The sequence below is a fragment of the Tsukamurella asaccharolytica genome (genome assembly GCF_007858435.1).
In the GTDB taxonomy this organism is placed as follows: Bacteria; Actinomycetota; Actinomycetes; order Mycobacteriales; family Mycobacteriaceae; genus Tsukamurella; species Tsukamurella asaccharolytica.
This window is the reverse complement of record NZ_VIGW01000001.1, coordinates 417,494-440,330: the sequence shown is the minus strand read 5'-3', so window position 1 is coordinate 440,330 and position 22,837 is coordinate 417,494. Positions and strand designations below refer to the sequence as shown.

General features: G+C 71.8%; 22 protein-coding genes. 19 read left to right on the top strand and 3 right to left on the bottom strand.

The window, feature by feature from the left end:
• Positions 1-3 precede the first annotated feature (3 nt).
• The 13 genes from FK529_RS02050 to FK529_RS01990 all read left to right on the top strand — a co-directional run bounded on the left by FK529_RS02050 (position 4) and on the right by FK529_RS01990 (position 13,256).
• Positions 4-2,415 carry a Tex family protein gene (locus FK529_RS02050; protein WP_146559090.1) on the top strand — a complete coding sequence of 804 codons (2,412 nt, stop codon included), beginning with the start codon at positions 4-6 and terminating at the stop codon, positions 2,413-2,415.
• A 67-nt stretch (positions 2,416-2,482) separates the two neighbouring features.
• On the top strand, positions 2,483-3,460 hold the full coding sequence (locus FK529_RS02045; RefSeq protein WP_146559088.1) for a hypothetical protein: 978 nt from the start codon (positions 2,483-2,485) through the stop codon (positions 3,458-3,460).
• Positions 3,461-3,521: 61 nt separating this feature from the next.
• On the top strand, positions 3,522-3,863 hold the full coding sequence (rplS, locus tag FK529_RS02040) for a 50S ribosomal protein L19 (RefSeq protein WP_019203499.1): 342 nt from the start codon (positions 3,522-3,524) through the stop codon (positions 3,861-3,863).
• A gap of 142 nt (positions 3,864-4,005) precedes the next feature.
• Complete coding sequence (locus FK529_RS02035; protein ID WP_146559086.1) at positions 4,006-4,632, top strand: hypothetical protein; 627 nt, start codon at positions 4,006-4,008, stop codon at positions 4,630-4,632.
• A gap of 67 nt (positions 4,633-4,699) precedes the next feature.
• Complete coding sequence (gene lepB / locus FK529_RS02030; protein WP_146559084.1) at positions 4,700-5,551, top strand: signal peptidase I; 852 nt, start codon at positions 4,700-4,702, stop codon at positions 5,549-5,551.
• Between the two features lie 6 nt (positions 5,552-5,557).
• A complete protein-coding gene (locus FK529_RS02025; protein ID WP_146559082.1) occupies positions 5,558-6,241 on the top strand; it encodes a ribonuclease HII in 684 nt (227 codons plus the stop codon).
• A 43-nt stretch (positions 6,242-6,284) separates the two neighbouring features.
• Positions 6,285-6,590: a DUF2469 domain-containing protein gene (locus FK529_RS02020; protein WP_040768524.1), complete on the top strand. Its 306-nt coding sequence runs from the start codon at positions 6,285-6,287 to the stop codon at positions 6,588-6,590.
• 163 nt (positions 6,591-6,753) lie between these two features.
• Entirely contained in the window at positions 6,754-7,122 is a 369-nt protein-coding gene (locus FK529_RS02015) for a YraN family protein (RefSeq protein WP_146559080.1), read from the top strand.
• Positions 7,122-8,636 carry a YifB family Mg chelatase-like AAA ATPase gene (locus FK529_RS02010; RefSeq protein ID WP_146559078.1) on the top strand — a complete coding sequence of 505 codons (1,515 nt, stop codon included), beginning with the start codon at positions 7,122-7,124 and terminating at the stop codon, positions 8,634-8,636. Before FK529_RS02015 ends, FK529_RS02010 begins: the two co-directional genes overlap by 1 nt.
• 2 nt (positions 8,637-8,638) lie before the next feature.
• Positions 8,639-9,787 (top strand): DNA-processing protein DprA, encoded by a 1,149-nt coding sequence (gene dprA / locus FK529_RS02005; RefSeq protein WP_146559076.1) that lies wholly within the window; start codon positions 8,639-8,641, stop codon positions 9,785-9,787.
• Positions 9,788-10,003: 216 nt separating this feature from the next.
• Positions 10,004-11,155: a mechanosensitive ion channel family protein gene (locus FK529_RS02000; protein ID WP_146559074.1), complete on the top strand. Its 1,152-nt coding sequence runs from the start codon at positions 10,004-10,006 to the stop codon at positions 11,153-11,155.
• On the top strand, positions 11,104-11,304 hold the full coding sequence (locus tag FK529_RS01995) for a DUF6802 family protein (RefSeq protein WP_158635019.1): 201 nt from the start codon (positions 11,104-11,106) through the stop codon (positions 11,302-11,304). The genes FK529_RS02000 and FK529_RS01995 overlap by 52 nt, the downstream gene beginning before the upstream one ends.
• A 107-nt stretch (positions 11,305-11,411) precedes the next feature.
• Complete coding sequence (locus FK529_RS01990) at positions 11,412-13,256, top strand: phosphoenolpyruvate carboxykinase (GTP) (protein ID WP_146559069.1); 1,845 nt, start codon at positions 11,412-11,414, stop codon at positions 13,254-13,256.
• A 26-nt stretch (positions 13,257-13,282) separates the two neighbouring features.
• Here FK529_RS01990 and FK529_RS01985 read toward each other — a convergent pair whose 3' ends face one another.
• Positions 13,283-14,434 (bottom strand): FAD-dependent monooxygenase, encoded by a 1,152-nt coding sequence (locus FK529_RS01985; protein ID WP_231702877.1) that lies wholly within the window; start codon positions 14,432-14,434, stop codon positions 13,283-13,285.
• A 166-nt stretch (positions 14,435-14,600) separates the two neighbouring features.
• On the opposite strand from FK529_RS01985, the gene FK529_RS01980 reads away from it, so the two are divergent.
• Positions 14,601-15,131, top strand: coding sequence for an FAS1-like dehydratase domain-containing protein (locus FK529_RS01980; protein WP_146559067.1), 531 nt, complete (start codon positions 14,601-14,603; stop codon positions 15,129-15,131).
• Positions 15,132-15,157: 26 nt separating this feature from the next.
• Here FK529_RS01980 and eccA read toward each other — a convergent pair whose 3' ends face one another.
• Together eccA and FK529_RS01970 are read right to left on the bottom strand one after the other, a co-directional pair.
• Entirely contained in the window at positions 15,158-16,843 is a 1,686-nt protein-coding gene (gene eccA / locus FK529_RS01975; RefSeq protein WP_146559065.1) for a type VII secretion AAA-ATPase EccA, read from the bottom strand.
• Between the two features lie 59 nt (positions 16,844-16,902).
• Positions 16,903-17,385, bottom strand: coding sequence for a hypothetical protein (locus tag FK529_RS01970; RefSeq protein WP_146559063.1), 483 nt, complete (start codon positions 17,383-17,385; stop codon positions 16,903-16,905).
• A gap of 104 nt (positions 17,386-17,489) precedes the next feature.
• On the opposite strand from FK529_RS01970, the gene FK529_RS01965 reads away from it, so the two are divergent.
• From FK529_RS01965 to FK529_RS01950, 5 genes are all read left to right on the top strand, one after another.
• Positions 17,490-18,269, top strand: a complete 780-nt coding sequence (locus FK529_RS01965) for an ABC transporter ATP-binding protein (RefSeq protein WP_231702876.1) — start codon at positions 17,490-17,492, stop codon at positions 18,267-18,269.
• On the top strand, positions 18,269-20,842 hold the full coding sequence (locus FK529_RS01960; protein WP_146559059.1) for an ABC transporter permease: 2,574 nt from the start codon (positions 18,269-18,271) through the stop codon (positions 20,840-20,842). The genes FK529_RS01965 and FK529_RS01960 overlap by 1 nt, the downstream gene beginning before the upstream one ends.
• A gap of 82 nt (positions 20,843-20,924) precedes the next feature.
• Complete coding sequence (locus FK529_RS01955; protein WP_231702875.1) at positions 20,925-21,821, top strand: NAD(P)/FAD-dependent oxidoreductase; 897 nt, start codon at positions 20,925-20,927, stop codon at positions 21,819-21,821.
• Positions 21,773-21,964, top strand: a complete 192-nt coding sequence (locus FK529_RS20430; RefSeq protein WP_231702874.1) for a hypothetical protein — start codon at positions 21,773-21,775, stop codon at positions 21,962-21,964. Before FK529_RS01955 ends, FK529_RS20430 begins: the two co-directional genes overlap by 49 nt.
• Positions 21,961-22,830: an RNA polymerase sigma-70 factor gene (locus FK529_RS01950; RefSeq protein WP_146559057.1), complete on the top strand. Its 870-nt coding sequence runs from the start codon at positions 21,961-21,963 to the stop codon at positions 22,828-22,830. The genes FK529_RS20430 and FK529_RS01950 overlap by 4 nt, the downstream gene beginning before the upstream one ends.
• The last annotated feature ends 7 nt before the right edge of the window (positions 22,831-22,837 follow it).

Sequence of the window (22,837 nt, the reverse complement as noted above, 5' to 3'; positions counted from 1 at the left end):
CGCGTGAATTCGAGCGCGCCCGTCAGGTCCGTATCCGCCCGCATCGCCGAGGAGCTCTCGGTGGGGGAGAACCAGGTGGCCGCGGCGGTCCGGCTGCTGGACGAGGGGTCGACGGTGCCGTTCATCGCGCGGTACCGCAAGGAGGTCACCGGGAGCCTCGACGACGCCCAGCTGCGGCAGCTGGAGGAGCGCCTCGGCTACCTGCGCGAGCTCGACGACCGCAGGGCCGCCGTGCTCGCCTCGATCGAGGAGCAGGGGAAGCTGACGCCGCAGCTGCGCGAGGCGCTGCTCGCGGCCGAGACCAAGGCCCGCGTCGAGGACATCTACCTGCCCTACAAGGTGAAGCGGCGCACCAAGGCGCAGATCGCCCGCGAGAACGGCTTGCAGCCGCTCGCGGAGCGGCTGCTGTCCGATCCCACGCTGGTCCCCGAGGAGCTGGCCGCCGAGTTCCTGGGCGAGAACGTCGCGGATGTGGCGGCCGCACTCGAGGGGGCGCGCCACATCCTCGTCGAGCGGGCGTCCGAGGACGCCGAGCTGGTGGGCGCCGTCCGCGAGAAGTTCTGGGCCGATTCCACCCTGCGCACCGGCGTCCGCGAGGGCGCGGATCCGCAGAAGGCGCAGAAGTTCCGGGACTACTTCGAGTTCTCCGAGCCGCTCGACCAGATGCCCTCGCACCGCGTGCTCGCGGTGCTGCGCGGCGAGAAGGAGGAGGTGCTCTCGCTCCAGTTCGACGGCGGCGAGGACGCCGACTACGAGGCGATGGTCGCGTCCACGCTGGGGATCTCGAACCAGGGGCGCCCGGCCGACAAGTGGCTCGGCACCGTCGCGCGGTGGGCGTGGCGTACCAAGCTGATGGTCTCGGCCACCGTCGACGCGCGGACCCGGTTGCGGCAGCGCGCCGAGGACGACGCCGTGCACGTCTTCGCCACCAATCTCAAGGATCTGCTGCTGGCCGCGCCCGCGGGCACCCGGCCCACGCTCGGCCTGGACCCCGGCTTCCGCAACGGGGTCAAGACCGCGGTCGTCGACGGCACCGGCAAGGTGCTGGAGACGCTCATCATCTACCCGCACCAGCCGCAGAACCAGTGGGACCGGTCCAAGGCGCTCCTCGCGGCGCTGATCGCCCGGCACGACGTGGAGCTCGTCGCCATCGGCAACGGCACCGCATCGCGCGAGACGGACGCCCTGACCACCGAGCTGCTCGGCGAGATCACGAAGGCCGGCGGGCGCGTCCCCGCGAAGGCCGTGGTCAGCGAAGCCGGCGCGTCGATCTACTCGGCCTCGGAGTACGCCTCCCAGGAGCTCCCGGACATGGACGTCTCCCTGCGCGGCGCCGTGTCCATCGCCCGGCGCCTGCAGGATCCGCTCGCCGAGCTGGTGAAGATCGACCCCAAGTCGATCGGCGTGGGCCAGTATCAGCACGACGTCTCCCAGGCCAGCCTCGCGAAATCACTCGATGCGGTGGTGGAGGACGCGGTGAACGCCGTGGGGGTGGACCTCAACACCGCGTCGGCGCCGCTGCTCGCGCGCGTCTCCGGGGTCACCGAGAATCTGGCCGCCGCGATCGTCGCCCACCGCGACGGAGCCGGCGCCTTCCGCAGCCGCAAGGGGCTGCTGGACGTGCCGCGCCTCGGACCCAAGGCCTTCGAGCAGTGTGCCGGCTTCCTCCGCATCCGCGGCGGCGACGATCCGCTCGACGCCTCGGGCGTGCACCCCGAGGCGTACCCCGTGGTGCGGACGATCCTCGACCGCTCGGGGCTCGCTCTCGCGGAGCTCATCGGCAACGGTCCCGCCCTCGCGAAGCTGCGGCCCGCGGACATCGCCGCCGAGCTGGCCGACGAGCGGTTCGGCGTTCCGACGGTGACCGACATCCTCGCCGAGCTCGAGAAGCCCGGCCGCGACCCGCGCCCCGCCTTCGCGACGGCGACCTTCGCCGCCGGTGTCGAGAAGGTCGCCGACCTCAAGCCGGGCATGGTGCTCGAGGGCGTGGTCACCAACGTCGCGGCCTTCGGCGCCTTCGTCGACGTGGGCGTGCACCAGGACGGTCTCGTCCACGTCTCCGCCATGTCGGACCGGTACGTTTCCGATCCGCATGAGGTGGTCAAGTCCGGCCAGGTCGTCAAGGTCAAGGTGGTCGATGTGGACGTCGAGCGGCAGCGCATCGGCCTCACGCTGCGCCTGAACGACGATGCCGCCCCGAAGGAGCGCGGCCCTCGCGGCGGGGGAGCGCAGCGCGGCGGGCAGCGGGGCGGCGGGCCGCGCGGTGATGCCCGCGGCGGGCACGGCCAGGGCGGGCAGAACCGCGGCCAGGGGCAGCGCGGCGGAGGACAGAACCGGTCGTCGCGCGGCGGTGGGCAGGCGGCACCGTCGGGCTCGATGGCGGACGCGTTGCGCAAGGCCGGCTTCGGGAAGTAGTCGCGCCGTGTGCGCGGTCGGCGGCGTTCCGACCTGCGACGACGGTGCGCGACGTTAGGTTGGAGGTATGTCCACCTGGTTCGCGAACGACATCGTCGGAGGGGGACGGCTCCCGCTGTTCTCCTTCTTCGTGGGGCTGATCGTGGGCTTCACGGGCATCCGGATCAGTGTGCGGCTGATCCGGGCCAAGGTGCGCTGGTGGTTCGGCAACGTCAACCTCGGCGGCTTGCATCTGCACCACATGGTGTTCGGCGTGGTGCTGTGCCTGGGGTCCGCGATCGCCCTCATTGCGAATTTCGACACGGCCACGCAGACAACGGCCGCCGTGCTCGCGGGACTCTTCGGGGTGGGCGCGGCGCTGATCCTCGACGAGTTCGCGCTGATCCTCTACCTGCGGGACGTGTACTGGCAGGAGGAGGGCCGCGCGTCCGTCGACGCGGTGTTCGTGGCGATCGCGATGAGCGGCCTACTCCTCCTCGGGCTGCGGCCGCTCGACCTCGTGGACTTCGCGGGATTTCGCGACTCGCCCGAGCGGGCCGCGCAGATCGGCTTCGGTGTGATCAGCCTCGCTACCGCCGCGATCGTGCTGCTCAAAGGCAAGATCTGGACCGGCTTGATCGGGCTGTTCTTCTTCCCCCTGCTCCTGATCGGCGCGATTCGGCTCTCCCGGCCCGGCGCGCCCTGGGCCCGCTGGCGGTACGCCCAGAATTCGCGGCGCATGCTCCGCGCCCTGCGCCGCGAGCGCCGGTTACGACGCCCGCTGATCCGGGCGAAGATCGCCGTCCAGGACCTCATGGCCGGCCGCCCGGACCTGCTCCCGAACCTGCGCGCCGACGCGGAGAAGGAGCTGGACCGCACGGTCGTGCCCGCGCCGGCACCGCCCCGTCGACCTCGATCGATGGCTCGGCGGCTCACGATTTCGAGAAACCGACGGCGATCTGGCACAATCAACAGGTTGCCTGGGCTGCGTGCCTCCCGGGCGTATCCGGCTGCGGAGCGGCCGGCAGGACAGGAGTACGAACCGGTCGAACCCCCGCGACGGTAGTCGCGACGGGCCGCCAGGGTCCTCTACTCACGAAGACATGTAAGAAACGGATGATCCAGCGATGAACACGCTCGACTTCATTGACCAGCAGTCCCTGCGCAGCGATGTGCCCGACTTCCGCCCCGGCGACACCCTTGACGTGCACGTCAAGGTCATCGAGGGCAGCAAGGAGCGCGTCCAGGTGTTCAAGGGCGTCGTGATCCGCCGCCAGGGTGGCGGCGTGCGCGAGACCTTCACCGTGCGCAAGGTGTCCTTCGGCGTCGGTGTGGAGCGCACCTTCCCCGTGCACTCCCCGAACATCGCCAAGATCGACGTCCTCACGCGTGGTGACGTGCGTCGCGCGAAGCTGTACTACCTGCGCGACCTGCGCGGCAAGGCCGCGAAGATCAAGGAGAAGCGCTGACACCAGCGCCGCCGGCGGTCCGCGTGATCGCCGCGTAGCACTCCCGAGCGCCCCACGAGTCCTTCCGGACCGTGGGGCGCTCGTCTGTCTTCGCCTACGCTCGACGGCGAGGCCGCGTCGGCGCTCGGGGAGGGGCGGAACCGTGAGTCAAAGCTGTATCTATGTGATCTCGCTGGCGCCGCCCGGCGACCCGGATCGGCGGAAGCGAGCAGAGGCGGTCGCGGAGATCGCGGAGCGCCGCGGACCCGAGCTGTGGATCGCCGACGCGCGCTGGTGCCTGGACCAGGCGCGAGCGGACCCGCGAATTATGGAGCTGTGCGGGCACGCGTACCGCGGCGTCATCGACGCCTCGCCCGACTTCGACGACGGGGTGTACGACCAGGGTGCGTTGCAGGAGTTGGCCTCTACGCGGTGGCGATCGTCGTACCAGGCGGAGCGTCCGGTGGTGGACCTGGACTTCGGATGCGTCACTGCCGTCGAGAGCATAGTGGACCCGCGGTGTCCGAGCTGTGATCGGGACTTCACCGAAGTCCCGATGGGCGAGTGGTGCCAGCAGTGGTACGACAGCCGGGTCGAGCCGACGGTGACGTGTGGCGACTGCGGAACCACGGGTCTCATCGGCGATTGGCAGGGCGAGGGCGGCACCTACTTCACCGACTGCACGGTCGCGCTGTGGAGCTGGCCCGGTCTATCGCTGGTGCCCGGGCTAGACGCGGAGGTCCTGCGCGCGATCGGCCCCCGCCCGCGCCTCGTGTACGCGCACATGTGACTGCGACCGGCTCGCCCACCGGCTCGGTGTTGAGATCGTCGCTGCGCCCGCTCGGTAGTGTGTACCCGTGCCCGATCAGACGAACTCCCCGGAGACCCCCGAGCCCAGCGATTCCCCGCGCACGGGCGGTCGCCACGCCGCGCCGGCACCGTCGGGCGAGGGGAGCGGCACGGACGACGCGAACACCCGGAAGGGGCGGCGGTCGTCCGGCGAGAAGAAGAAGAAGAAGAAGACGAACTGGCCGCTCGAGGTGGGTGCGATCGTGCTGGTCGCGCTGGTTCTGAGCTTCTGCCTGCAGACCTTCGTCGGCCGCCAGTGGTACGTGCCGTCCGAGTCGATGGAGCCGACGCTGATCGGCTGCGAGGGCTGCACCGGGGACCGGATCGTCACTCAGAAGATCAGTTACTTCACCGGCGACCCGAAGCCGGGCGACGTGGTCGTCTTCCGGGCGCCCACTGAGTCCTGGGGCCTCGAGCCCGTGATTCCGGTGCGCTCGGACAACACGGTGGTCCGCGGCTTCCAGGAGGCGCTGTCCTACGTGGGCCTGCAGCCGCCGAACGAGAACGACCTGGTCAAGCGGGTGATCGCGGTCGGCGGCCAGAGCATCCAGTGTCGCCCCGAGACGGGCGTGACGGTCAACGGCAAGAAGCTCGTCGAGCCCTACCTCGCCGACGCCGCGAAGCAGCAGGCCGAACAGGATGCCTGCTGGGGACTGCCCTTCGGGCCGATCACCATCCCCGACGGGAACGTCTTCGCGATGGGTGACAACCGCACGATGTCGCGCGACTCGCGCTTCCACATCGGGGACGAGCTGCAGGGCACGATCCCCAAGGCCGACATCCGCGGCAAGGTCGTCGCAATCATCTACCCGTTCAGCCGTTGGCAGACGGTGGCTTCGATCAACCCGCAGCAGGGCTAGGGGCGCATGCGCGACCGGTGGCCGCCACGGCCGGTGGTGCGGTCGTCGTCCGGCTTGGGCACGTTGGAGACCGTGCTGGTGCGTGCGGGACTCGGACCCGTCGCCGGGATCGACGAGGCCGGGCGTGGGGCGTGCGCGGGACCGATGACGGTGGCGGCGTGCATCCTTCCGGCCCGGATCCCGCCGGCTCTTGCCCGGCTCGACGATTCGAAGAAGCTCACGGAGAACGCGCGGGAGCAGTTGTACCCGGTGATCCTGCAGCACGCGGTGAGCTGGTCCGTGGTGTCGATCCCGGCCCCGGAGATCGATCGGATCGGCGTGCACGTCGCCAACATCATGGGGATGCGGCGCGCGGTCGCGGGCCTGCAGGTGCGACCGGGGTACGTTCTCATCGACGGTTTCACCGTGCCAGGGCTGGGCGTCCCGTCGCTGCCGGTGATCGGCGGAGACGCCTCCGCGTCGTGCATCGCCGCGGCCAGTGTGCTGGCGAAGGTGACGCGCGATCGCGTGATGACGGAACTGGAGGACGACTTCCCCGGTTACGGCTTCGCGGTGCACAAGGGCTACTCGACGGCGGTGCACATGACCGCGCTGGGGGAACTGGGGCCGAGCGCCCAGCACCGCATGCGATACCAGAACGTGCGGGCCGCGCTGGCCGCGTCGTCGGGGAACCCGGCGGCGGCGCGGTAATCTGGAGCGGTTACCACTGATGACATCGGGTGAGGAGGACGACGTGAGCGCAGAGGATCTCGAGAAGTACGAGACCGCGATGGAGCTCTCCATGTACCGCGAGTACAAGGACGTGCTGAGCCAGTTCACCTACGTGGTGGAGACGGAGCGCCGCTTCTACCTCGCCAACGGGGTCGACCTGATCCCGCGGAACGCGGACGGCGAGGTCTACTTCGAGGTGCGGATGACCGACGCCTGGGTGTGGGACATGTACCGGCCGGCCCGCTTCCTCAAGCAGGCGCGCGTCGTCACGTTCAAGGACGTGAACATCGAGGAGCTCGATAAGCCGGAGCTGCGACTCCCGGAGTGACGGCCGCGTAGCGCCGATCGTGGCGCCGATCGCGCAGCGGATCGACTGACAATCTCCGCCCGGCAGGGCCCGTTCTCCACAACTTTGCGTACATAACGTTTTCTCTCCACAGGCACCGCCATCGCGGGCGATACCTGTGGTCGGTCGGCGGCACGATCGGTCCATGGGGAACAACGAAACGGGGCGCGCCGGCGAAGACGTGGTGTGCGACTTCCTGGTCGCTCGCGGGTGGACGGTGGTCGCGCGGAACTGGCGGTACTCGGGCGGGGGATTGCGCGGCGAGCTCGATGTGATCGCCCGCGCGCCGGACGGACTGCTCGCGATCGTCGAGGTGAAGACGCGGTCGGGGACCGCCTTCGGCACGGGATTCGACGCGGTGACGCCGCGCAAGGTGGCGCAGCTGCGGGCTCTCACGTCGCGCTGGCTCGCCGAGACCGAGGGCGCGTTCGCGCAGGTCCGGATCGACGTGGCGTCGGTCTTCACGCCGCCCGGTGGTCCGGTCACGCTCGAGTACCGGGCCGGGGTGGCGTGATGTCCGCGTTGAGCAAGGTGCACTCGGTGGCGATCACGGGGGTCGACGGCGCCGTGGTCGAGATCGAGGGCTGCATCGGCCCGGGGCTGCCGGCGGTGCACCTCGTGGGCCTGCCGGACACGGTGCTCAAGGAGTCCCGCGACCGGATCCGTGCGGCCATCGTCAACATCGGGATCAGGTTCCCCGACACCCGGGTCACCGTGGCGCTCTCGCCCGCGACGTTGCCGAAAGTGGGCTCGGTCTACGACCTTCCCCTGGCGATCGCGATCCTCCTCGCCGCGGAACGCGTGGCCGTCGGTCGGGTCGACGGCGCGGTCCTACTCGGCGAGCTGGCGCTCGACGGCCGCGTCCGCGGCGTGCGCGGCGTGCTGCCGGCCGTCCTGGCCGCGAAGGAGTCCGGCTTCACCCGCGCGGTGGTACCGCTCGCAAACCTCGGCGAGGCGGGCCTTGTGGACGGCATCGAGGTGCTCGGCGCCGCGCACCTGGCGGACGTCGTGGCCTGGCTCGCGGGGGAGGGGACGCTGGCGACGCCCGGGCCGCTGATCGCGGAGGACGTCGACCCGACGGTGGCGGACCTGGCGGACGTGGTGGGCCAGCCGGAGGCGAAGTACGCCCTCGAGGTGGCCGCGGCCGGGGCGCACCACATCATGATGACCGGGCCGCCGGGCATCGGGAAGACCATGCTGGCGTCCCGCCTGCCGGGGATCATGCCGGCGCTCGGGCGGCGCGAGGCCCTGGAGGTGAGCGCGATCCACTCCATCGCCGGAAACCTGCGGCCCGACCGGCCGCTCATCACCGTGCCGCCGTTCGTCGCGCCGCACCAGACCTCGTCGGTGAGCGCGCTCGTCGGCGGTGGCACCGGCCTCGCCCGCCCCGGCGCCGTCTCGCTCGCGCACCGCGGTGTGCTCTTCCTCGACGAGTGCGCCGAGATGGGCCCGCGATCGCTGGAGGCGCTGCGGACGCCGCTGGAGGAGGGGCAGATCCGGCTCGCGCGCCGCGACGGCGTGGTGAAGTACCCGTCGCGGTTCCTGCTCGTCATGGCCGCGAACCCGTGCCCGTGCGCGCCCGCCCGGAATCAGGACTGCACCTGCACGGCGACGGTCCGTCGTCGCTACCTCGGCCGCCTGTCCGGTCCGCTGCTCGACCGGGTGGACCTGTGGGTACGCATGGAGCCGCCCGGAACCGGGGCGCTGCACGAGGACGGCGGCGGGGAGGAATCCAGTGCGACCGTGCGCGACCGGGTACGGGGAGCCCGGGAGGCCGCGGCGGCCCGGTGGGGCGCCGAGGGATGGCTGACGAATTCGGAGGTGCCCGGCGTGGTGCTGCGCCGACGGTTCCGGCTCTCGGCGAAGGCGCTCCGCCCGCTCGAGCTGTACCTGCGGGCCGGGACGATCACGGCGCGCGGCGCCGACCGGTGCCTGCGGCTGTCGTGGACCCTCGCCGACCTGCTCGGCCTGGACAAGCCGGGCGAGGACGAAGTGATTCAGGCGCTGCAGTTCCGGGACAAGGAGTGACGATGACTGACGACGTGAGGCGCGCGTGGGCCTTCTTGAGCCGGGTCGCGGAGCCACCCTGCGGTCCGCTGATCGCCCTCGTCGAGGAGGTCGGGCCCGCCGCGGCGGCGGACATGGTGCGCCGGCAGGAGTTCCCGGACGGCTTCGAGGACGTGGCCGACGGCACCGTCGGGCGGGCGGGAGAGGATCGCTCCGACGCCGATCTCCATCACATCGCGCACCTCGGCGGCCGACTGGTGACGCCGGACGACGAGGAGTGGCCGCGGCAGGCGCTGGGGCGGCTCGCCGAGCGCCTGCCCTCGGAGGAGACCGACCACGAGGACGAGGTCCGCGAGCTGCGTCCGGTGGCGCTCTGGGTGGTCGGGAAGGGGCGACTCGACGAGCTGCTGGAGCGGTCGGTGGCGATGGTGGGGACCCGCGCACCGTCGAGTTACGGCGAGCGCGTGACCGACGACTTCGCGGCCGAGCTCGCCACGGAGGGATTCACGATCGTCAGCGGCGGCGCGTACGGGATCGACGGCGCCGCCCACCGCGCGGCGCTCACCGCGGAGGGGCCGACGGTGGCCTTCGTCGCGGGCGGCCTGGACCGGCCGTATCCCGCGGGGCACGCCGGACTCTTCCGGCGGATCGCCGACGCGGGCCTGCTCGTCTCCGAGTATCCGCCGGGCGGCGTACCCGCGCGGCACCGCTTCCTCAACCGCAACCGGATCGTGGGCACCGCGACGGGCGGTGTCGTCGTGGTGGAGGCGGGATTCCGGTCCGGGACCAAGAACACGGCGACGTGGGCGCGGCGTCGCGGAATACCCGTGTGCGCGGTTCCCGGACCCGTCACTGCGGCGACCTCGGTGACCTGCCACCAGCTGATCCGTGAGGGGGCGGTCCTCGTCACCCGGACCGCCGAGGTGATCGAAGAGGTGGGCCGGATCGGCGAGCTCGCGCGCGAACTCGAGGTGCCCGTGCGCCCCACAGACGGGCTCTCCGGGCCCGCGCTCCGGGTGCACGGCGCCCTCCCGGCGAGGTCGGCCCTCCCCGTCTCGGAGATCGCCGTGATCGCAGGCCTACCCGCCCGCGCCGTGATGGGGCAGCTCGCCCTGCTCGAGACGAAGGGACTCGTGCGGCGCGATGGTGCCCTGTGGCGACTGACGGGGTGACGCGCCCCCGACGGCACGGTCCCGATCTGCTCGGGCGAAAAGTCGTGAATACGATTTGTCGTCGCGGGACTTGGGGTGTTGACGAGAGAACCGCCCGCGAAGTGCCTAGTGTTGACCTCAGGGTGCGGTGTCCAGTAACCGGCGGGTCCCCTTTTCTTCCCGTAGATGCCCTGCGCGCCCTCCGCGCGCCGGGGATCGCTGATCGAGAGGTGAACGATGACGTCCCAACTCGCTATCGACTACGGGGCGGGGCTCTCCGACGCGTGGAGCTCCGTCGCGACCTTCGTTCCTAAGCTGGCCGCCTTCCTGGTGATCCTGATCATCGGCTGGATCGTTGCGAAGATCCTGTCGAAGGTCATCGCCAAGATCCTCGCCAAGGTGGGCTTCGACCGGCTCGCCGAACGCAGCGGTCTGCAGGGCGTGCTCGCCAAGAGCGACTACGACGCATCGACCCTGCTCGCCAAGGTCGTCTACTACGCGATTCTGCTCATCACGCTGCAGCTCGCGATCGGCGTCTTCGGCCCCAATCCGATCGGGGACCTGTTGTCGCGGTTCGTCGCGTGGCTGCCGAAGCTGTTCGTCGCGATCCTGATCATCGTGATCGCCGCGGCGATCGCGAAGGCCGTGAAAGACATCGTCGGTGGGGCGCTCGGCAGCGCCTCCTACGGCCCACTGCTCGCCACCATCGCCTCGCTGTTCATCTGGGGTGCGGGGATCATCGCCGCCCTCAACCAGATCGGCGTCGCCACGACCGTCACCACGCCCGTCCTCGTGGCAGTGCTCGCCACCGTGGGCGGCGTCATCGTCGTGGGCGTCGGAGGTGGCCTGGTGAAGCCCATGCAGCAGCGTTGGGACGGCTGGCTGAGCAAGCTCGAGGCCGAGATCCCCGCCCGGCGGGCTGAGCGCGAGGCCGCGGCGAAGGAGACCGCGCGGCACAGTCGGGCACAGCGCCCGGACCCGGCAGTGGGGGAGCAGGCGACGGCCCCGGGCGCTCAGCAGGGCCAGGGATACCCGCCGCTTCCGCCGCAGGCACCCCTCGCGGCACAGCACACGCAGGCCGCACCGCTCGCGGCGCAACACACGCAGCCCGCACCGGGCACCGGACCGCAGTTCGCCGCCCAGGGTGGCCAGCCGCCGACCGTCGGACAACCCGCCCAGCCGGCGGGCCAGCATCAGCCCGCCCAGTACCAGTACGGGGGACGGGCGCCGCAGCACAGCGCGCCGAGCCACCCGCAGGACTGTTCGACGGTGCCGTGCCCGCGGTCGAGCCCTCGCCCGGCGGCCTCTGGGTGCACGCCGAGGACGGCTGGTACGACGTGCACGCCCTGGACACGGACGGCGACGGCCTGGTGGACACGGGCACCCTGACCGACGCGCAGGGCACCGCCGTGTTCACGGACCTGGACGCCGACGGCGTGGCCGACGTCTACCACCGCGTGCGCCCGAACGGGACCTTCGAGACGTGGCGGTTCGTCGGCGGGCGGTGGCGACTCCTGGACAGAGGCGACCTCGCGTGAGCCGATTCGGGCGGCGTGAGACGCCGCACGTCACCCTCGGTTCTGTGACCTTGCCCGATGTGTGACACTGGTTCAAAGGTTCGTATGCGACTTTGGAGATGACACTTATGACGTCAGCCACGATTCCCGGCCTCGACGGGGATGCGGTCCCCACGAAGCACGCACAGCTCGTCGAGTGGGTGCGCGAGGTCGCCGAGCTCACGCAGCCCGACCGTGTGGTGTGGGCCGACGGCACAGACGCGGAGTGGGATCGCCTGACCTCGGAGATGGTCGCCGCGGGCACGTTCACCAAGCTGAACGAGAAGAAGAAGCCCAATTCCTTCCTCGCCCTCTCGGACCCGGCGGACGTGGCGCGCGTGGAGTCCCGCACGTACATCTGTTCGGAGACCAAGGAGGGCGCGGGCCCGACGAACAACTGGGTCCGTCCCGCCGAGATGCGCGCGACGATGACCGATCTCTACCGCGGCTCGATGCAGGGCCGCACCATGTACGTGGTGCCCTTCTGCATGGGCCCGCTGGGCGCCGACGACCCGAAGCTCGGCGTCGAGCTCACCGACAGCCCGTACGTCGTGGTCTCGATGAAGATCATGACCCGCATGGGCACCGCGGTGCTGGAGAAGCTGGGCGACGACGGCTTCTTCGTCAAGGCCATCCACTCCGTGGGCAAGCCGCTCGCGCCGGGCGAGGCCGACGTGCCGTGGCCCTGCAGCGATACCAAGTACATCACCCACTTCCCCGAGACCCGCGAGATCTGGTCGTACGGCTCGGGGTACGGCGGCAACGCGCTGCTGGGCAAGAAGTGTTACGCGCTGCGCATCGCCTCGGCCATGGCGCACGACGAGGGCTGGCTGGCCGAGCACATGCTGATCCTCAAGCTCATCTCGCCGGAGGACAAGGTCTACTACATCGCCGCGGCGTTCCCGTCGGCCTGCGGTAAGACCAACCTCGCGATGATCCAGCCCACCCTGCCGGGGTGGCGCGCCGAGACCGTCGGCGACGACATCGCGTGGATGCGCTTCGGCAAGGACGGCCGCCTGTACGCGGTGAACCCCGAGTTCGGCTTCTTCGGCGTCGCCCCCGGCACGTCGATGGACTCGAACCCCAACGCGATGAAGACCATCGAGGCGGGGAACACGATCTTCACCAACGTCGCCAAGACCGACGACGGCGACGTCTGGTGGGAGGGCATGTCGGCCGCGCCGCAGCACCTCACCGACTGGCGCGGCGACGACTGGGAGAGCTCGTCCGCCGAGAACGAGGACGGCGTCGTCACGGTCGCCGCGCACCCGAACTCGCGGTACACCACCCCGATGGCGCAGTGCCCGTCGATCGCCCCCGAGTGGGACGACCCGCAGGGCGTGCCGATCTCGGCGATCCTCTTCGGCGGCCGCCGCAAGACGACGGTGCCGCTGGTCACGCAGGCCCGCGACTGGAAGCACGGCGTCTTCATGGGCGCCACCGTCGGCTCCGAGCAGACCGCCGCCGCCGAGGGCAAGGTGGGTGCCGTCCGCCGCGACCCGATGGCGATGCTGCCCTTCCTGGGCTACAACGTGGGCGACTACTTCGATCACTGGCTGAACATCGGCAAGCAGGCCGACGAGTCCAAGCTGCCCGAGGTCTTCTACGTCAACTGGTTCCGCCGCGGCGAGGACAAGCGCTTCCTGTGGCCCGGATTCGGCGAGAACAGCCGCGTGCTCAAGTGGATCGTGGACCGCATCGAGGGCAACGCCGCCGGCAAGGAGACGCCGATCGGCATCGTCGCGACCCCGGAGGAGCTGGACCTCACCGGCCTCGACACCCCGGTCGAGGACGTCGCCGAGGCGCTCGCCGTGAACGTCGAGGAGTGGCGGGGCGAGCTGCCGTCCATCGACGAGTGGTTCGAGTTCGTCGGCGACAAGCTGCCCACCGGCCTCAAGGACGAGCTGGACGCGCTCAAGCAGCGCCTGGGCTGATCCCCGGGCGGCGTCCGTCGCGGGCGTCAGTCGGGCGGCGACCAGCGCTGCGCGGTGCGGAAGGCCCGGTCCATCGCGGCGTTCGGGGCGGCGCGCAGCGCGAGGTCGCGGCCGCGGACCACGGCGGGCGCGGACCACTGCAGCGCCGCGCCGATCAGGTGCGCCTGCCGTGCGATGGACTGTGTGCGGGGCCGCCGCGCCTTGTCGTAGGCGGCGAGCTTGGCCGGGATGTCCCGCAGGTCGTGGTCCCGCGCGATCGGCCTGAGCAGGGAGACGAGCACGGCCGCGTCCTCCAGCGCCAGGTTCGCGCCCTGTCCCAGGGTGGGCGGCATGGCGTGCGCGGCGTCCCCGACCAGTGCCGCCGGGCCCCGCGCGTAGGTGCGCAGCGGGTGCGCGAGTCGCTCGATCGGCTGGTAGCCGATGCGCCTCGGGGCGGTCGCCGCCAGGAGCGCGGGGATCGGGTCGTGCCAGTGGCCGTAGCGATCCTGGAGTTCCCCGGGTTCGGGCGGATCGGGGTCGGCCGCGGGCCGCACCGCGAACCAGTAGACGCGCCCGTCGCGCAGGGGGACGTAGCCGAACCGCTCGCCGCGACCGAAGGTCTCGCCGCTGTCGAGCAGCGGGACGGGGGTCTCGGTGATGCCGCGCCACGCCCCGTAGCCGCAGTACGCGGCCCCGGGGTCGCCGGCGTGGCTGCCCCGCACCCGGCTCCGGATGCCGTCGGCGCCCACCAGTACGTTCCAGTCCTCGAGCAGCCCGGTCGGGCCGAGGTCCAGGGTCTCGCGGCTGAGGCTCTCCACGCGGATGCCGGGGCGGACGGTGTCCGGGGCCAGGTCCTGGAGCAGGGCCCGGTGCAGGTCCGCGCGGTCCACTGCCCGCAGGTCGGCGACGACGGACGGCGAGAACTCGGTGAGGCGGGTGCCGTCCGCTCGGCGCGTGCCGTACGGCACGGACGGCGGACCGTCGGCGACGACCTCCCGCACCCGTTCCTCCAGGCCGAGCGAGCGGAGCGCCGTGAAACCGTTGGACTGCAGCGTGAGGCCGGAGCCGCGGGGCAGGAAGCGGGCGGCCTGTTCGAGGACGATCACCTCGGCGCCGGCGCGCTGCAGACCGGAGGCCACCGCAAGCCCGCCGATGCCGGCGCCGACGACGGCGACGCGCAGTGAGTTGGTCCGCCACATACCTCCGACGCTAGTGCGGAACGGCCGCCGTGTCACCGACGGGCGTGCCTCTGACATGCCGTGTTGTCATCGGGTGGTCCTACCGTTTGGGATCTCACCGGACCTGTGGTTATTCTTGTGCGTCCCTTCGCACTGAAGCGGGGGCCGGAGCCCTCGAGGAGTGACCGTGGCTGTCGCCGACGAGTGGGAACTGTGGTTCCCGGATGCTTACGAGATCGGCGCGGAGACCGTGCGGACGTTCGCTCGCGCGACCCGCAGCTGGGACATCCCCTACGCGGCCAGTCGGCGCCTCCCGGACGATGTCGTCGTGCCGGCCACGATGTTGGGCGCACCCATGCTGCAGGCCGCGTCCGGGGTGGTCGGCAAGGCCATACCGGGCTGTAACCTCTCGGCCATCCTGCACGCCGGCCAGACCTTCACGTACCTCCGCCCGCTGCACGTGGGCGACGTCGTCAGTCTCGGACTGCGGCTGACCTCGCACACCGTCAAGGCGCAGACCGACATGATCGTCGTCGAGTGCATGATCTACGCCGGTGAGGAGCCCGCGCTCGGCGGGGAGATCTTCCTGGTCCACAGCCAGCGGGAGACGGGGATCGACCTCGAGGCCGCCGATCGGCTCGCCGACGAGGTGATGATGACCGGCACCGGGCCGTCGAACAGCGACGCCTACGCCGCGAACGTCGCCGCGTCCCGGTAGCCCCGCCTGCCCTCCACCGGGCCGGCTCAGACCGCGGCGCCGAGGACCCCGTCGAGTGCCCGCGCCATGTCCGCCGCCTCGATCCGCATGAGGACGGCCTCGTCGACACCGGCGAGGTCCAGCCCGGAGTCGACGAGCCGCAGCTCCCGCTCCTCCTCCGCCGCCTCGATGACGTTCCGCACGAAGCGGCCGTTGCCCAGGCGGTCGAGCCGGTCGGCGATGCCGGCGCAGCAGGTTTCGAGGACCTCCGCCGCGTCGCCGGTGAGCACCGCATCGCGGGAGCGGGCCAGGGCGGCCCCGATCTCGGCGAGCTCGCCCGGGCTGTAGCCGGGGAACCGGATCCGCCGCGCGAACCGCGAGGCCAGGCCCTCGTTGGTGCCGAGGAACCGGTCGATCTCGGCGTCGTAACCGGCGACGATCACGACGAGCCGGTCGCGGTCGTTCTCCATCCGCGCGAGCAGGGTGTCGATCGCCTCCTGCCCGAATGCGTCGCCGCCCGTGAGGCCCTCCTGCACGAGCGTGTAGGCCTCGTCGATGAACAGCACCCCGTCGAGCGCGGAGTCGATCACCGCGGAGGTCTTCTGCGCGGTGGCGCCGAGGTACTGGCCGACGAGGTCACGGCGCGAGCACTCGACCACCGTGTCGGTCGCCAGCAGCCCCAGCCCGCAGTACATCCGCGCGACGATGCGCGCCACGGTCGTCTTGCCGGTGCCGGGCGGCCCGGTGAAGGCGAGGTGCAGCGAGCGGCTCCCGCTCGACAGCCCGCGGTCGGCGCGCACCCGGGCGAGCTGCATCGTCGTCCTCAGGCGGGCGACCTGCTCCTTCACCTCGCGCAGCCCCACCTGTCGCGCCAGCTCGTCGGCGGCCGCGGCGAGGAGCTCCTCGCCCGCCCCGGCGGCCGGCGCGTCCGGTGCCGCGGCGCATCCGTCCTGGGGGTCGAGTACCAGGCGGTGGCTCGGGTCGCGCAGGGCCGCCTCGGCGGGCGGGTACGACGGTGCCGCCCGCTCCAGCAGGACCCGGGCGCGCTCCTCGTCGCCCTGCTCGCGCAGGACGAGGGCGTGGCAGTAGCGGGCCGCGGCGGCGGCGCCGGGCACCGGCCCCTCGGCCGCGAGGGTGAGCAGCCGTGCGGCCTCGGCGAACCGGCCGAGCTGTGCCGCGGCGGATCCCGCGATCGTGGCCGCCGCGGCGACGAGCACGGCGTCGTCCCAGTCGGCGTGCCCGTCGAGCGCGGCCAGGGCGTCCGGCCACCGTCGGGTCCGGGCGGCGACGACGGCGCGCTGATACCGCGCGATCGGGGCCGGGCCGGCGGCGTCGAGGACGCGCTCGGCCTCGTCGGGCGCGCCGTCGGCCAGCAGGCGCGCGGCGTAGGCGACGTGGGCGGTGGCGGCGTCCCGCAGCGGATAGTCGACGTAGAGTCCGGTGGCGAAGGTGCTGCTCAGCGCGCCGGGCGGTAGGCCGACGCGGCGGGCGGCGGCGCCGATCGCGTCGGCGGTGCGGTGCAGCGCGGCCAGCACCTCGGCCGTGTGCTCGCCGGCCGCGGCACGGCCGAGCCAGGCATCGGCCATGCCCGGGTCGGCGGCCGTCGCGGCGTCGAAGGCGCGGCGCGCGAGCGCGGAATCGGGTGGCGACGACTCGAACTCGCCGATCCCGATGCCCAGCGCGGCCACGCCGGCGCGGAAGGCGTGCACGGCCTGCAACGCGGAAGTGTTCATCGATCCCCCCGGACAGCGACGAGGATCCCCCGATCCTCGCCGCTTCACCGTAGCGGCGGTCAGCGCGCGAGGAGGGCGATCTCGCGGATCTCGGCGAGATCGGGGCCGTTCTCGGGCGACGCCCAGAACCGCAGTCGCCAGTGATCGTCGCCCTCGCCGGCGTGCCGCGCGGCGGCCTCGACCTCGTAGTAGCCGCGGGCCATCGGGAACTCCAGCACCTCGCCGGGGCCCGCAGCGGTGGGGGAGAACCACTCGACGGAGCCGGAGGTGTCGACGTACAGCTGGGTGCGCAGCACGGTGTCCCATTCGCCGTCCGCAGGCGGCACCGCGTCCCAGTGCTCCAGTTCGACGGGCATCGCGCGCTGCGCGCGCGACGGGGACGCGAAGCCGGCGGTGGCGCGATTGGTCGCGGCGCCGTGCACGGTGACGGCGGCGAGCAGGTCATCGGGCACCCGGTGCCCGAAGCAGCTGCCGAAGAACTTCCCGTCGCGCAGGTCGAGCACGCCGGAGAGCTGCATCAGGATCCGTGGTTCGAGGCGCATCGGTCCATCATGACGGATGCGGGCGCGCGGGGCCCGATGTGTCCGGTTCGTCCTGGGGGAATGCCCTGATGCCGCAGGCCGGAGATTCTGGCATCCTCGTTGACATGTCACAGACTCAGTTCGCGCCGGCGACGCTGCCCACGCCCGAGGCGGTGGCCGCACGCGCCGTCGACGTCACCAAGGTCTACGGCGAGGGCGACAACGCAGTGCACGCGCTGGCCGGCGTCACGGTCGACTTCCGGGCGGGCGAGTTCACCGCCATCATGGGGCCGTCCGGTTCGGGCAAGTCGACGCTGATGCACTGCCTCGCGGGCCTCGACGCCGCCTCGGGCGGCTCGGTCCAGGTGGGCGGCACGGAGCTGACCTCGCTGGGCGACAAGCAGATCACCCAACTGCGGCGCGACCGGATCGGTTTCGTCTTCCAGAGCTTCAACCTGGTTCCCACCCTCACGGCGATCGAGAACATCACCCTGCCGCTGGACATCGCGGGCCGCAAGCCCGATCAACAGTGGCTCGACACCGTCGTCGACCGGCTCGGGCTGCGGCCGCGGCTCGGCCACCGCCCCACGGAGCTCTCGGGCGGGCAGCAACAGCGCGTCGCCTGCGCCCGCGCCCTGGTCGGCCGGCCGGAGATCATCTTCGGCGACGAGCCCACGGGCAACCTGGATTCGCGGTCCGGCGCCGAGGTGCTGTCCATCCTGCGCGCTGCGGTCGACGACTTCCGGCAGACCGTGGTCATCGTGACGCACGATCCGCGCGCGGCCTCCTACGCGGACCGCGTGGTCTTCCTCGCCGACGGACGCATCGTCGACGAGATGCGCAGCCCCACCGCGGACCGGGTGCTGGAGAAGATGATCCACCTCGACGACCTCGTCGCCGGCTGATGGCGAATCCGATGCGCCGGGTGGCGCTGCGGAACCTCTTGGCGCACAAGGGGCGCCTCGTCCTGACGGTGCTCTCGGTGCTGCTCGGCACGTCGTTCATCGCAGGCTCGATGGTGTTCACGGGCACCTTGCAGAAGGCCTTCGACGGGATCTCCGACCGGATCGCGGTCGGCGTCGACGCGCGGATCTCGCCGGAGAACCCCCAGGGGCAGGGTGGCTTCGGGCCCGCGGGCCCGGGGGTGCCGCTCTCCGTGGTGGATCAGGTGAAGTCGGTACCGGGCGTGCGGGTCGTGGTCCCCGCGATCACCGGCACCATCGCCCTGCGCGACGGCGACGGCGAGGTCGCCTCGCCCACCGGCGCGCCCCAGGTGGGTGGCGCGTACCTCCCACCCGGCGAGAATCTCGATCCCGAAGGGCTGAAGATCACGGGGGGCCGGGCACCGTCGGGCCCGAACGAGATGGTGCTCAACGACTCCGCGTCCGAGCGGCTGAAGCTGCCTGTGGGTGCGAAGACCACCATCGTGGCCCCGAATTCGGCGGGCCCGACCGAGGTCACGGTCGTCGGGACCTACTCGATCTCCTCCGACTCGGGCGGCTATCTGGGCGCGCTGTTCGCGAAGGGCGAGGCGCAGAAGCTGTTCAGCGACGGCGCCACGGCCCCCTACATCGAGGTCGGCGCCGCGCAGGGCACCTCGCCGGAGCAGCTGCGCGATGCGCTCGCCCAGCGTCTGCCCGACCTGAACGTCCAGACCGGCGCGCAGGTGCGGCAGGAGTTCGAGGACACGATCAACCAGGGGCTGAGCTTTCTCAACTACTTCCTCGTGGCCTTCGGCCTCATCGGGCTCCTCGTGGGCGTCTTCATCATCTACAACACCTTCTCGATGCTGGTCGCCCAGCGCCTGTCGGAGCTCGCGTTGCTCCGGGCCATCGGCGCCGGCCGGGAGCAGGTGCGCAACTCCGTGGTCCTGGAGGCGCTCGTCGTGGGCGTGATCGGCAGCGCACTGGGGCTCGCCGTCGGTATCGGCCTCGCGGTGCTCCTGCGCGCAGGCGTCACCGCCGCGGGCGCCGGCTTCCCCGACGGCGGGCTCGCCATCAGCCCGTCCGTGGTGATCACCGTGATGGTGGTGGGCACCGTGGTGACCGTGATCTCGGCACTGATCCCCGCGGTGCGGGCCTCGCGCGTGCCGCCCGTCGCCGCAATGCGCGCGCAGGACGGCGGCTCGCCGCAATCGCTGCTCGTGCGCGGCGCCATCGGCGCGGCCCTGTTGTTGTGCTCGCTGGCGCTGCTGTTCGTGGCCACCACCGCGACCGGCGCCACCGCCGCGATCGAGGTCGGCATCGCCGGCTTCGGGCTGATCCTCGCCATCGTGATCGGCGGCCCCGCCCTGGTCGCGCCACTGCTCGGCGGGGTCGGCAAGATCATCGCCGCCCCCTTCGGGCCCGCCGGCCGGCTGGGCCGCACCAACGTGATGCGGAACCCGCAGCGCACCACCGCCACCGCGTTCGCGCTGGTGATCGGCGTGGCGCTCGTGGGTGTGATCGGCACGCTCGGCGCGTCGATGCAGAAGTCGATCGACGCCCAGGTGGACCAGGGGATCCGCTCCGACCTCGTGCTGCAGGCCCCGTCGCTCGGCATGCCGCCCGCGGCGCTGACGGCGATCAAGGACGTGCCCGGCGTCGGTGCCAAGACCATCCTCTACGCCGTGCCGGTGCGGATCGGGGGCGAGCGAATCACCACCCTCGCCGTCGACGGCGACGTCACCACGCCGTTCAACCTCACCCGGAGCTCGGGCGAGCTGGCGCTGAAACAGGGCGGGCTACTCGTCGACGACCGCACCGCGCGCGAGCGTGGCTGGGACGTGGGCACCGAGGTGGAGCCGACGTCCGCCGTCGGCACCGCGAGGACGAAGCTCACCGTGACGGGGATCTACGCCGCCACCGGGGGGCCGCTGTCCGGTCCGGTGATCACCGCCGCCGATCTGAACACCGTGTACCCGCCCGCGACCGGCGCCACGGCCCCGCTCGTCACCCCGCAATCGGTGTTCGTCAACGCCGCCGACGGCACCTCGGTGAGCGACCTCAAGGAGCGCCTGCGGGAGGCCGTGAAGCCGCTGCTGGTGGTGAACGTCGACGACCAGGAGGACCTCAAGGAGCAGGCCGGGCAGACGATCACGACGCTGATGGGTGTGCTGTACGGGCTGCTCGGACTCGCCGTGGTGATCGCGATCCTCGGCATCGTCAACACCCTGGCGTTGTCGGTGGTGGAGCGGCGCCGAGAGATCGGCATGCTCCGCGCGATCGGCCTCATCCGCTCGCAGGTCCGCCGCTCGATCTACCTGGAATCGATGCTCATCGCCGTCTTCGGTGCCGCCCTCGGGCTGGTGCTCGGTGTGCTGCTGGGCGTCTCGCTCGTGCACTCGCTGCGCGACGAGGGCCTCGGTTCCGTGGTGGTGCCCTGGTCCACGGTGCTCACCATGCTGGTGGCCTCCGCGTTCGTCGGCGTCGGCGCGGCGATCCTGCCCGCCATCCGCGCCGCCCGCACCCCGCCGCTGGCCGCGATCGCGGAGGGCTGAGCCTCACTCCGACCCGTGTCACGGATCGTGTCCGGGCGGTGTCCTGTGTGCGGAAGACTCGAATTCGCATGAGGAGGCAATCATGAAGGTCGTCGTGATCGGCGCGGGCTATGCGGGCACCATCGCCGCGAATCGGCTGGTGAAGAAGGCGGACGCCGAGGTGACGGTCGTCAACCCGCGGCCCGGGTTCGTCGAGCGGGTGCGGCTGCACGAGCACATCGCCGGCAGCGGCTCCGCCGTCACGCCGCTCACCGAGATGCTCGACCCGCGGATTCGGCTCGTCGTGGGCACCGTCGCCACGATCGGCGACGGCACGGTGCTCCTCGCCGACGGCACCTCCCTCCCGTTCGACCGCGCGATCTACGCCGCGGGCGGGGCGCCGACCGCACCGCCGGGCACCCTCGCGGTCGGCACCCTCGAGTCGGCTGACGAGGCGCGCGCGGCACTCGCCGCCCTGCCCGACGGGGCCGCCGTCACCGTCGTGGGAGGGGGGCTGACCGGAATCGAGACCGCCGCCGAGGTCGCCGAGGCCCGCCCGGGCCTGCGGGTGACCCTGCGCAGCGAGGGCGAGGTCGGGGCGTCGCTCGGGACCGGCGCGCGGGCGCGGGTGCGGCGTGAGCTCGACCGCCTCGGCGTCGCCGTAGAGCGCGGCAGGATCGACGACGCCGACGGTGCCGACCTCGTGCTGTGGGCGATCGCGGCGCAGGTCAGCGACCTGGCGGCACGCAGCGGCCTCGCGGTGGACTCCGCCGGCCGGGTGGTGGTCGACGAGTTCCTGCGGAGCGTCTCCGACCCCCGGATCCGTGCCGTGGGCGACGGCGCGGCCGTGCCGGGCGCGCGGCTGAGTTGCCAGACCGCGTTGCCGCAGGGCGCGCACGGCGCCGACAACCTGGCGCGCGAGCTGGCGGGCAGCCCGAAAGGGCGTACTCGATGGGGTACACGGGGCAGAACGTCTCGATCGGCCGGACCAGCGCGGTGATCCAGGCGGCTCGGCGCGACGACACCCCCACCAGGATCCAGTTCGGCGGCCGCTCCGCGGCCTGGGTGAAGGAGCGGGTGTGCCGAATGGCCAAGGGCGCCGCCCGGACTGCGCGCTACGCGTGGCTGCCCGCGCCGCGATGAGTGCCGAAGACGTCTTCGCCGCGCATCGCCCGCTGTTGTTCTCCGTCGCGTACGAGATCGTGGGCAGCGTCGCGGATGCGGAGGACGTGCTGCAGGAGAGCTATCTGCGGTGGCGCGAGGTGGATCTCGGCACCGTCGCGAATCCGCGGGCCTACCTCGCGCGGATCGTGACCCGGCAGGCGCTCAACGCGCTGCGCACCGCGTCGCGGCGGCGCGAGGAGTACGTCGGGCCGTGGTTGCCGGAGCCTCTCGAGGCGCCGTCGGCCGACGGGCCGGCGGAGCACGTGCTCACCGGCGAGGCCGTGACCACGGCGATGCTGCTGGTCCTGGAGTCCCTGACGCCCACCGAGAGGGCCGTCTTCGTCCTTCGGGAGGTGTTCGAGTTCGGGTATCCCGAGATCGCGGAGGCGGTCGGCAAGAGCGAGGCGACGGTGCGCCAGACCGCCCATCGCGCCCGCGGGCATGTGCGAGCCCGGAGGCCACGGGCGGTGGCGGACCCGGCGACGGCGCGGGACGTCGCCGAACGCTTCCTCGCGGCCACGGCGAGCGGCGACGTGCAGTCGCTGATGGACCTGCTGGCGCCCGACGTGGTGTACGTCGGGGACGGCGGCGGCGTGAAGTCCGCGGCACGCCGGCCGGTCCTCGGCGCGGATCGGGTCGCGCGAATGATGATCGGCACCCTGCGCAAGTCCGGGGACTTCGGCGAGATGGGGCTGCGCTTCGGGGTGTTCAACGGCATGCCGGGGGTGGTCGTCTCGTTCGACCGGGTCGTCGACCTGGTGATGTGCGTCGAGGTCGAGGGCGCGCAGGTGACCGCCGTCTACGTCGTGCGCAATCCGGACAAGTTGAGCCGCGTCGTCGGATGACCAGCAG

Coding starts and splice junctions, on each gene's coding strand:
- FK529_RS20430 (WP_231702874.1), top strand. CDS start 21,773: ATGGGGTACACGGGGCAGAACGTCTCGATCGGCCGGACCAGCGCGGTG.
- FK529_RS01960 (WP_146559059.1), top strand. CDS start 18,269: ATGGCGAATCCGATGCGCCGGGTGGCGCTGCGGAACCTCTTGGCGCAC.
- dprA (WP_146559076.1), top strand. CDS start 8,639: ATGACTGACGACGTGAGGCGCGCGTGGGCCTTCTTGAGCCGGGTCGCG.
- FK529_RS02015 (WP_146559080.1), top strand. CDS start 6,754: ATGGGGAACAACGAAACGGGGCGCGCCGGCGAAGACGTGGTGTGCGAC.
- FK529_RS01965 (WP_231702876.1), top strand. CDS start 17,490: ATGTCACAGACTCAGTTCGCGCCGGCGACGCTGCCCACGCCCGAGGCG.
- FK529_RS02010 (WP_146559078.1), top strand. CDS start 7,122: ATGTCCGCGTTGAGCAAGGTGCACTCGGTGGCGATCACGGGGGTCGAC.
- rplS (WP_019203499.1), top strand. CDS start 3,522: ATGAACACGCTCGACTTCATTGACCAGCAGTCCCTGCGCAGCGATGTG.
- FK529_RS02025 (WP_146559082.1), top strand. CDS start 5,558: ATGCGCGACCGGTGGCCGCCACGGCCGGTGGTGCGGTCGTCGTCCGGC.
- FK529_RS01970 (WP_146559063.1), bottom strand. CDS start 17,385: ATGCGCCTCGAACCACGGATCCTGATGCAGCTCTCCGGCGTGCTCGAC.
- FK529_RS02000 (WP_146559074.1), top strand. CDS start 10,004: ATGACGTCCCAACTCGCTATCGACTACGGGGCGGGGCTCTCCGACGCG.
- FK529_RS01955 (WP_231702875.1), top strand. CDS start 20,925: ATGAAGGTCGTCGTGATCGGCGCGGGCTATGCGGGCACCATCGCCGCG.
- FK529_RS01990 (WP_146559069.1), top strand. CDS start 11,412: ATGACGTCAGCCACGATTCCCGGCCTCGACGGGGATGCGGTCCCCACG.
- FK529_RS01985 (WP_231702877.1), bottom strand. CDS start 14,434: ATGTGGCGGACCAACTCACTGCGCGTCGCCGTCGTCGGCGCCGGCATC.
- eccA (WP_146559065.1), bottom strand. CDS start 16,843: ATGAACACTTCCGCGTTGCAGGCCGTGCACGCCTTCCGCGCCGGCGTG.
- FK529_RS01950 (WP_146559057.1), top strand. CDS start 21,961: ATGAGTGCCGAAGACGTCTTCGCCGCGCATCGCCCGCTGTTGTTCTCC.
- FK529_RS02045 (WP_146559088.1), top strand. CDS start 2,483: ATGTCCACCTGGTTCGCGAACGACATCGTCGGAGGGGGACGGCTCCCG.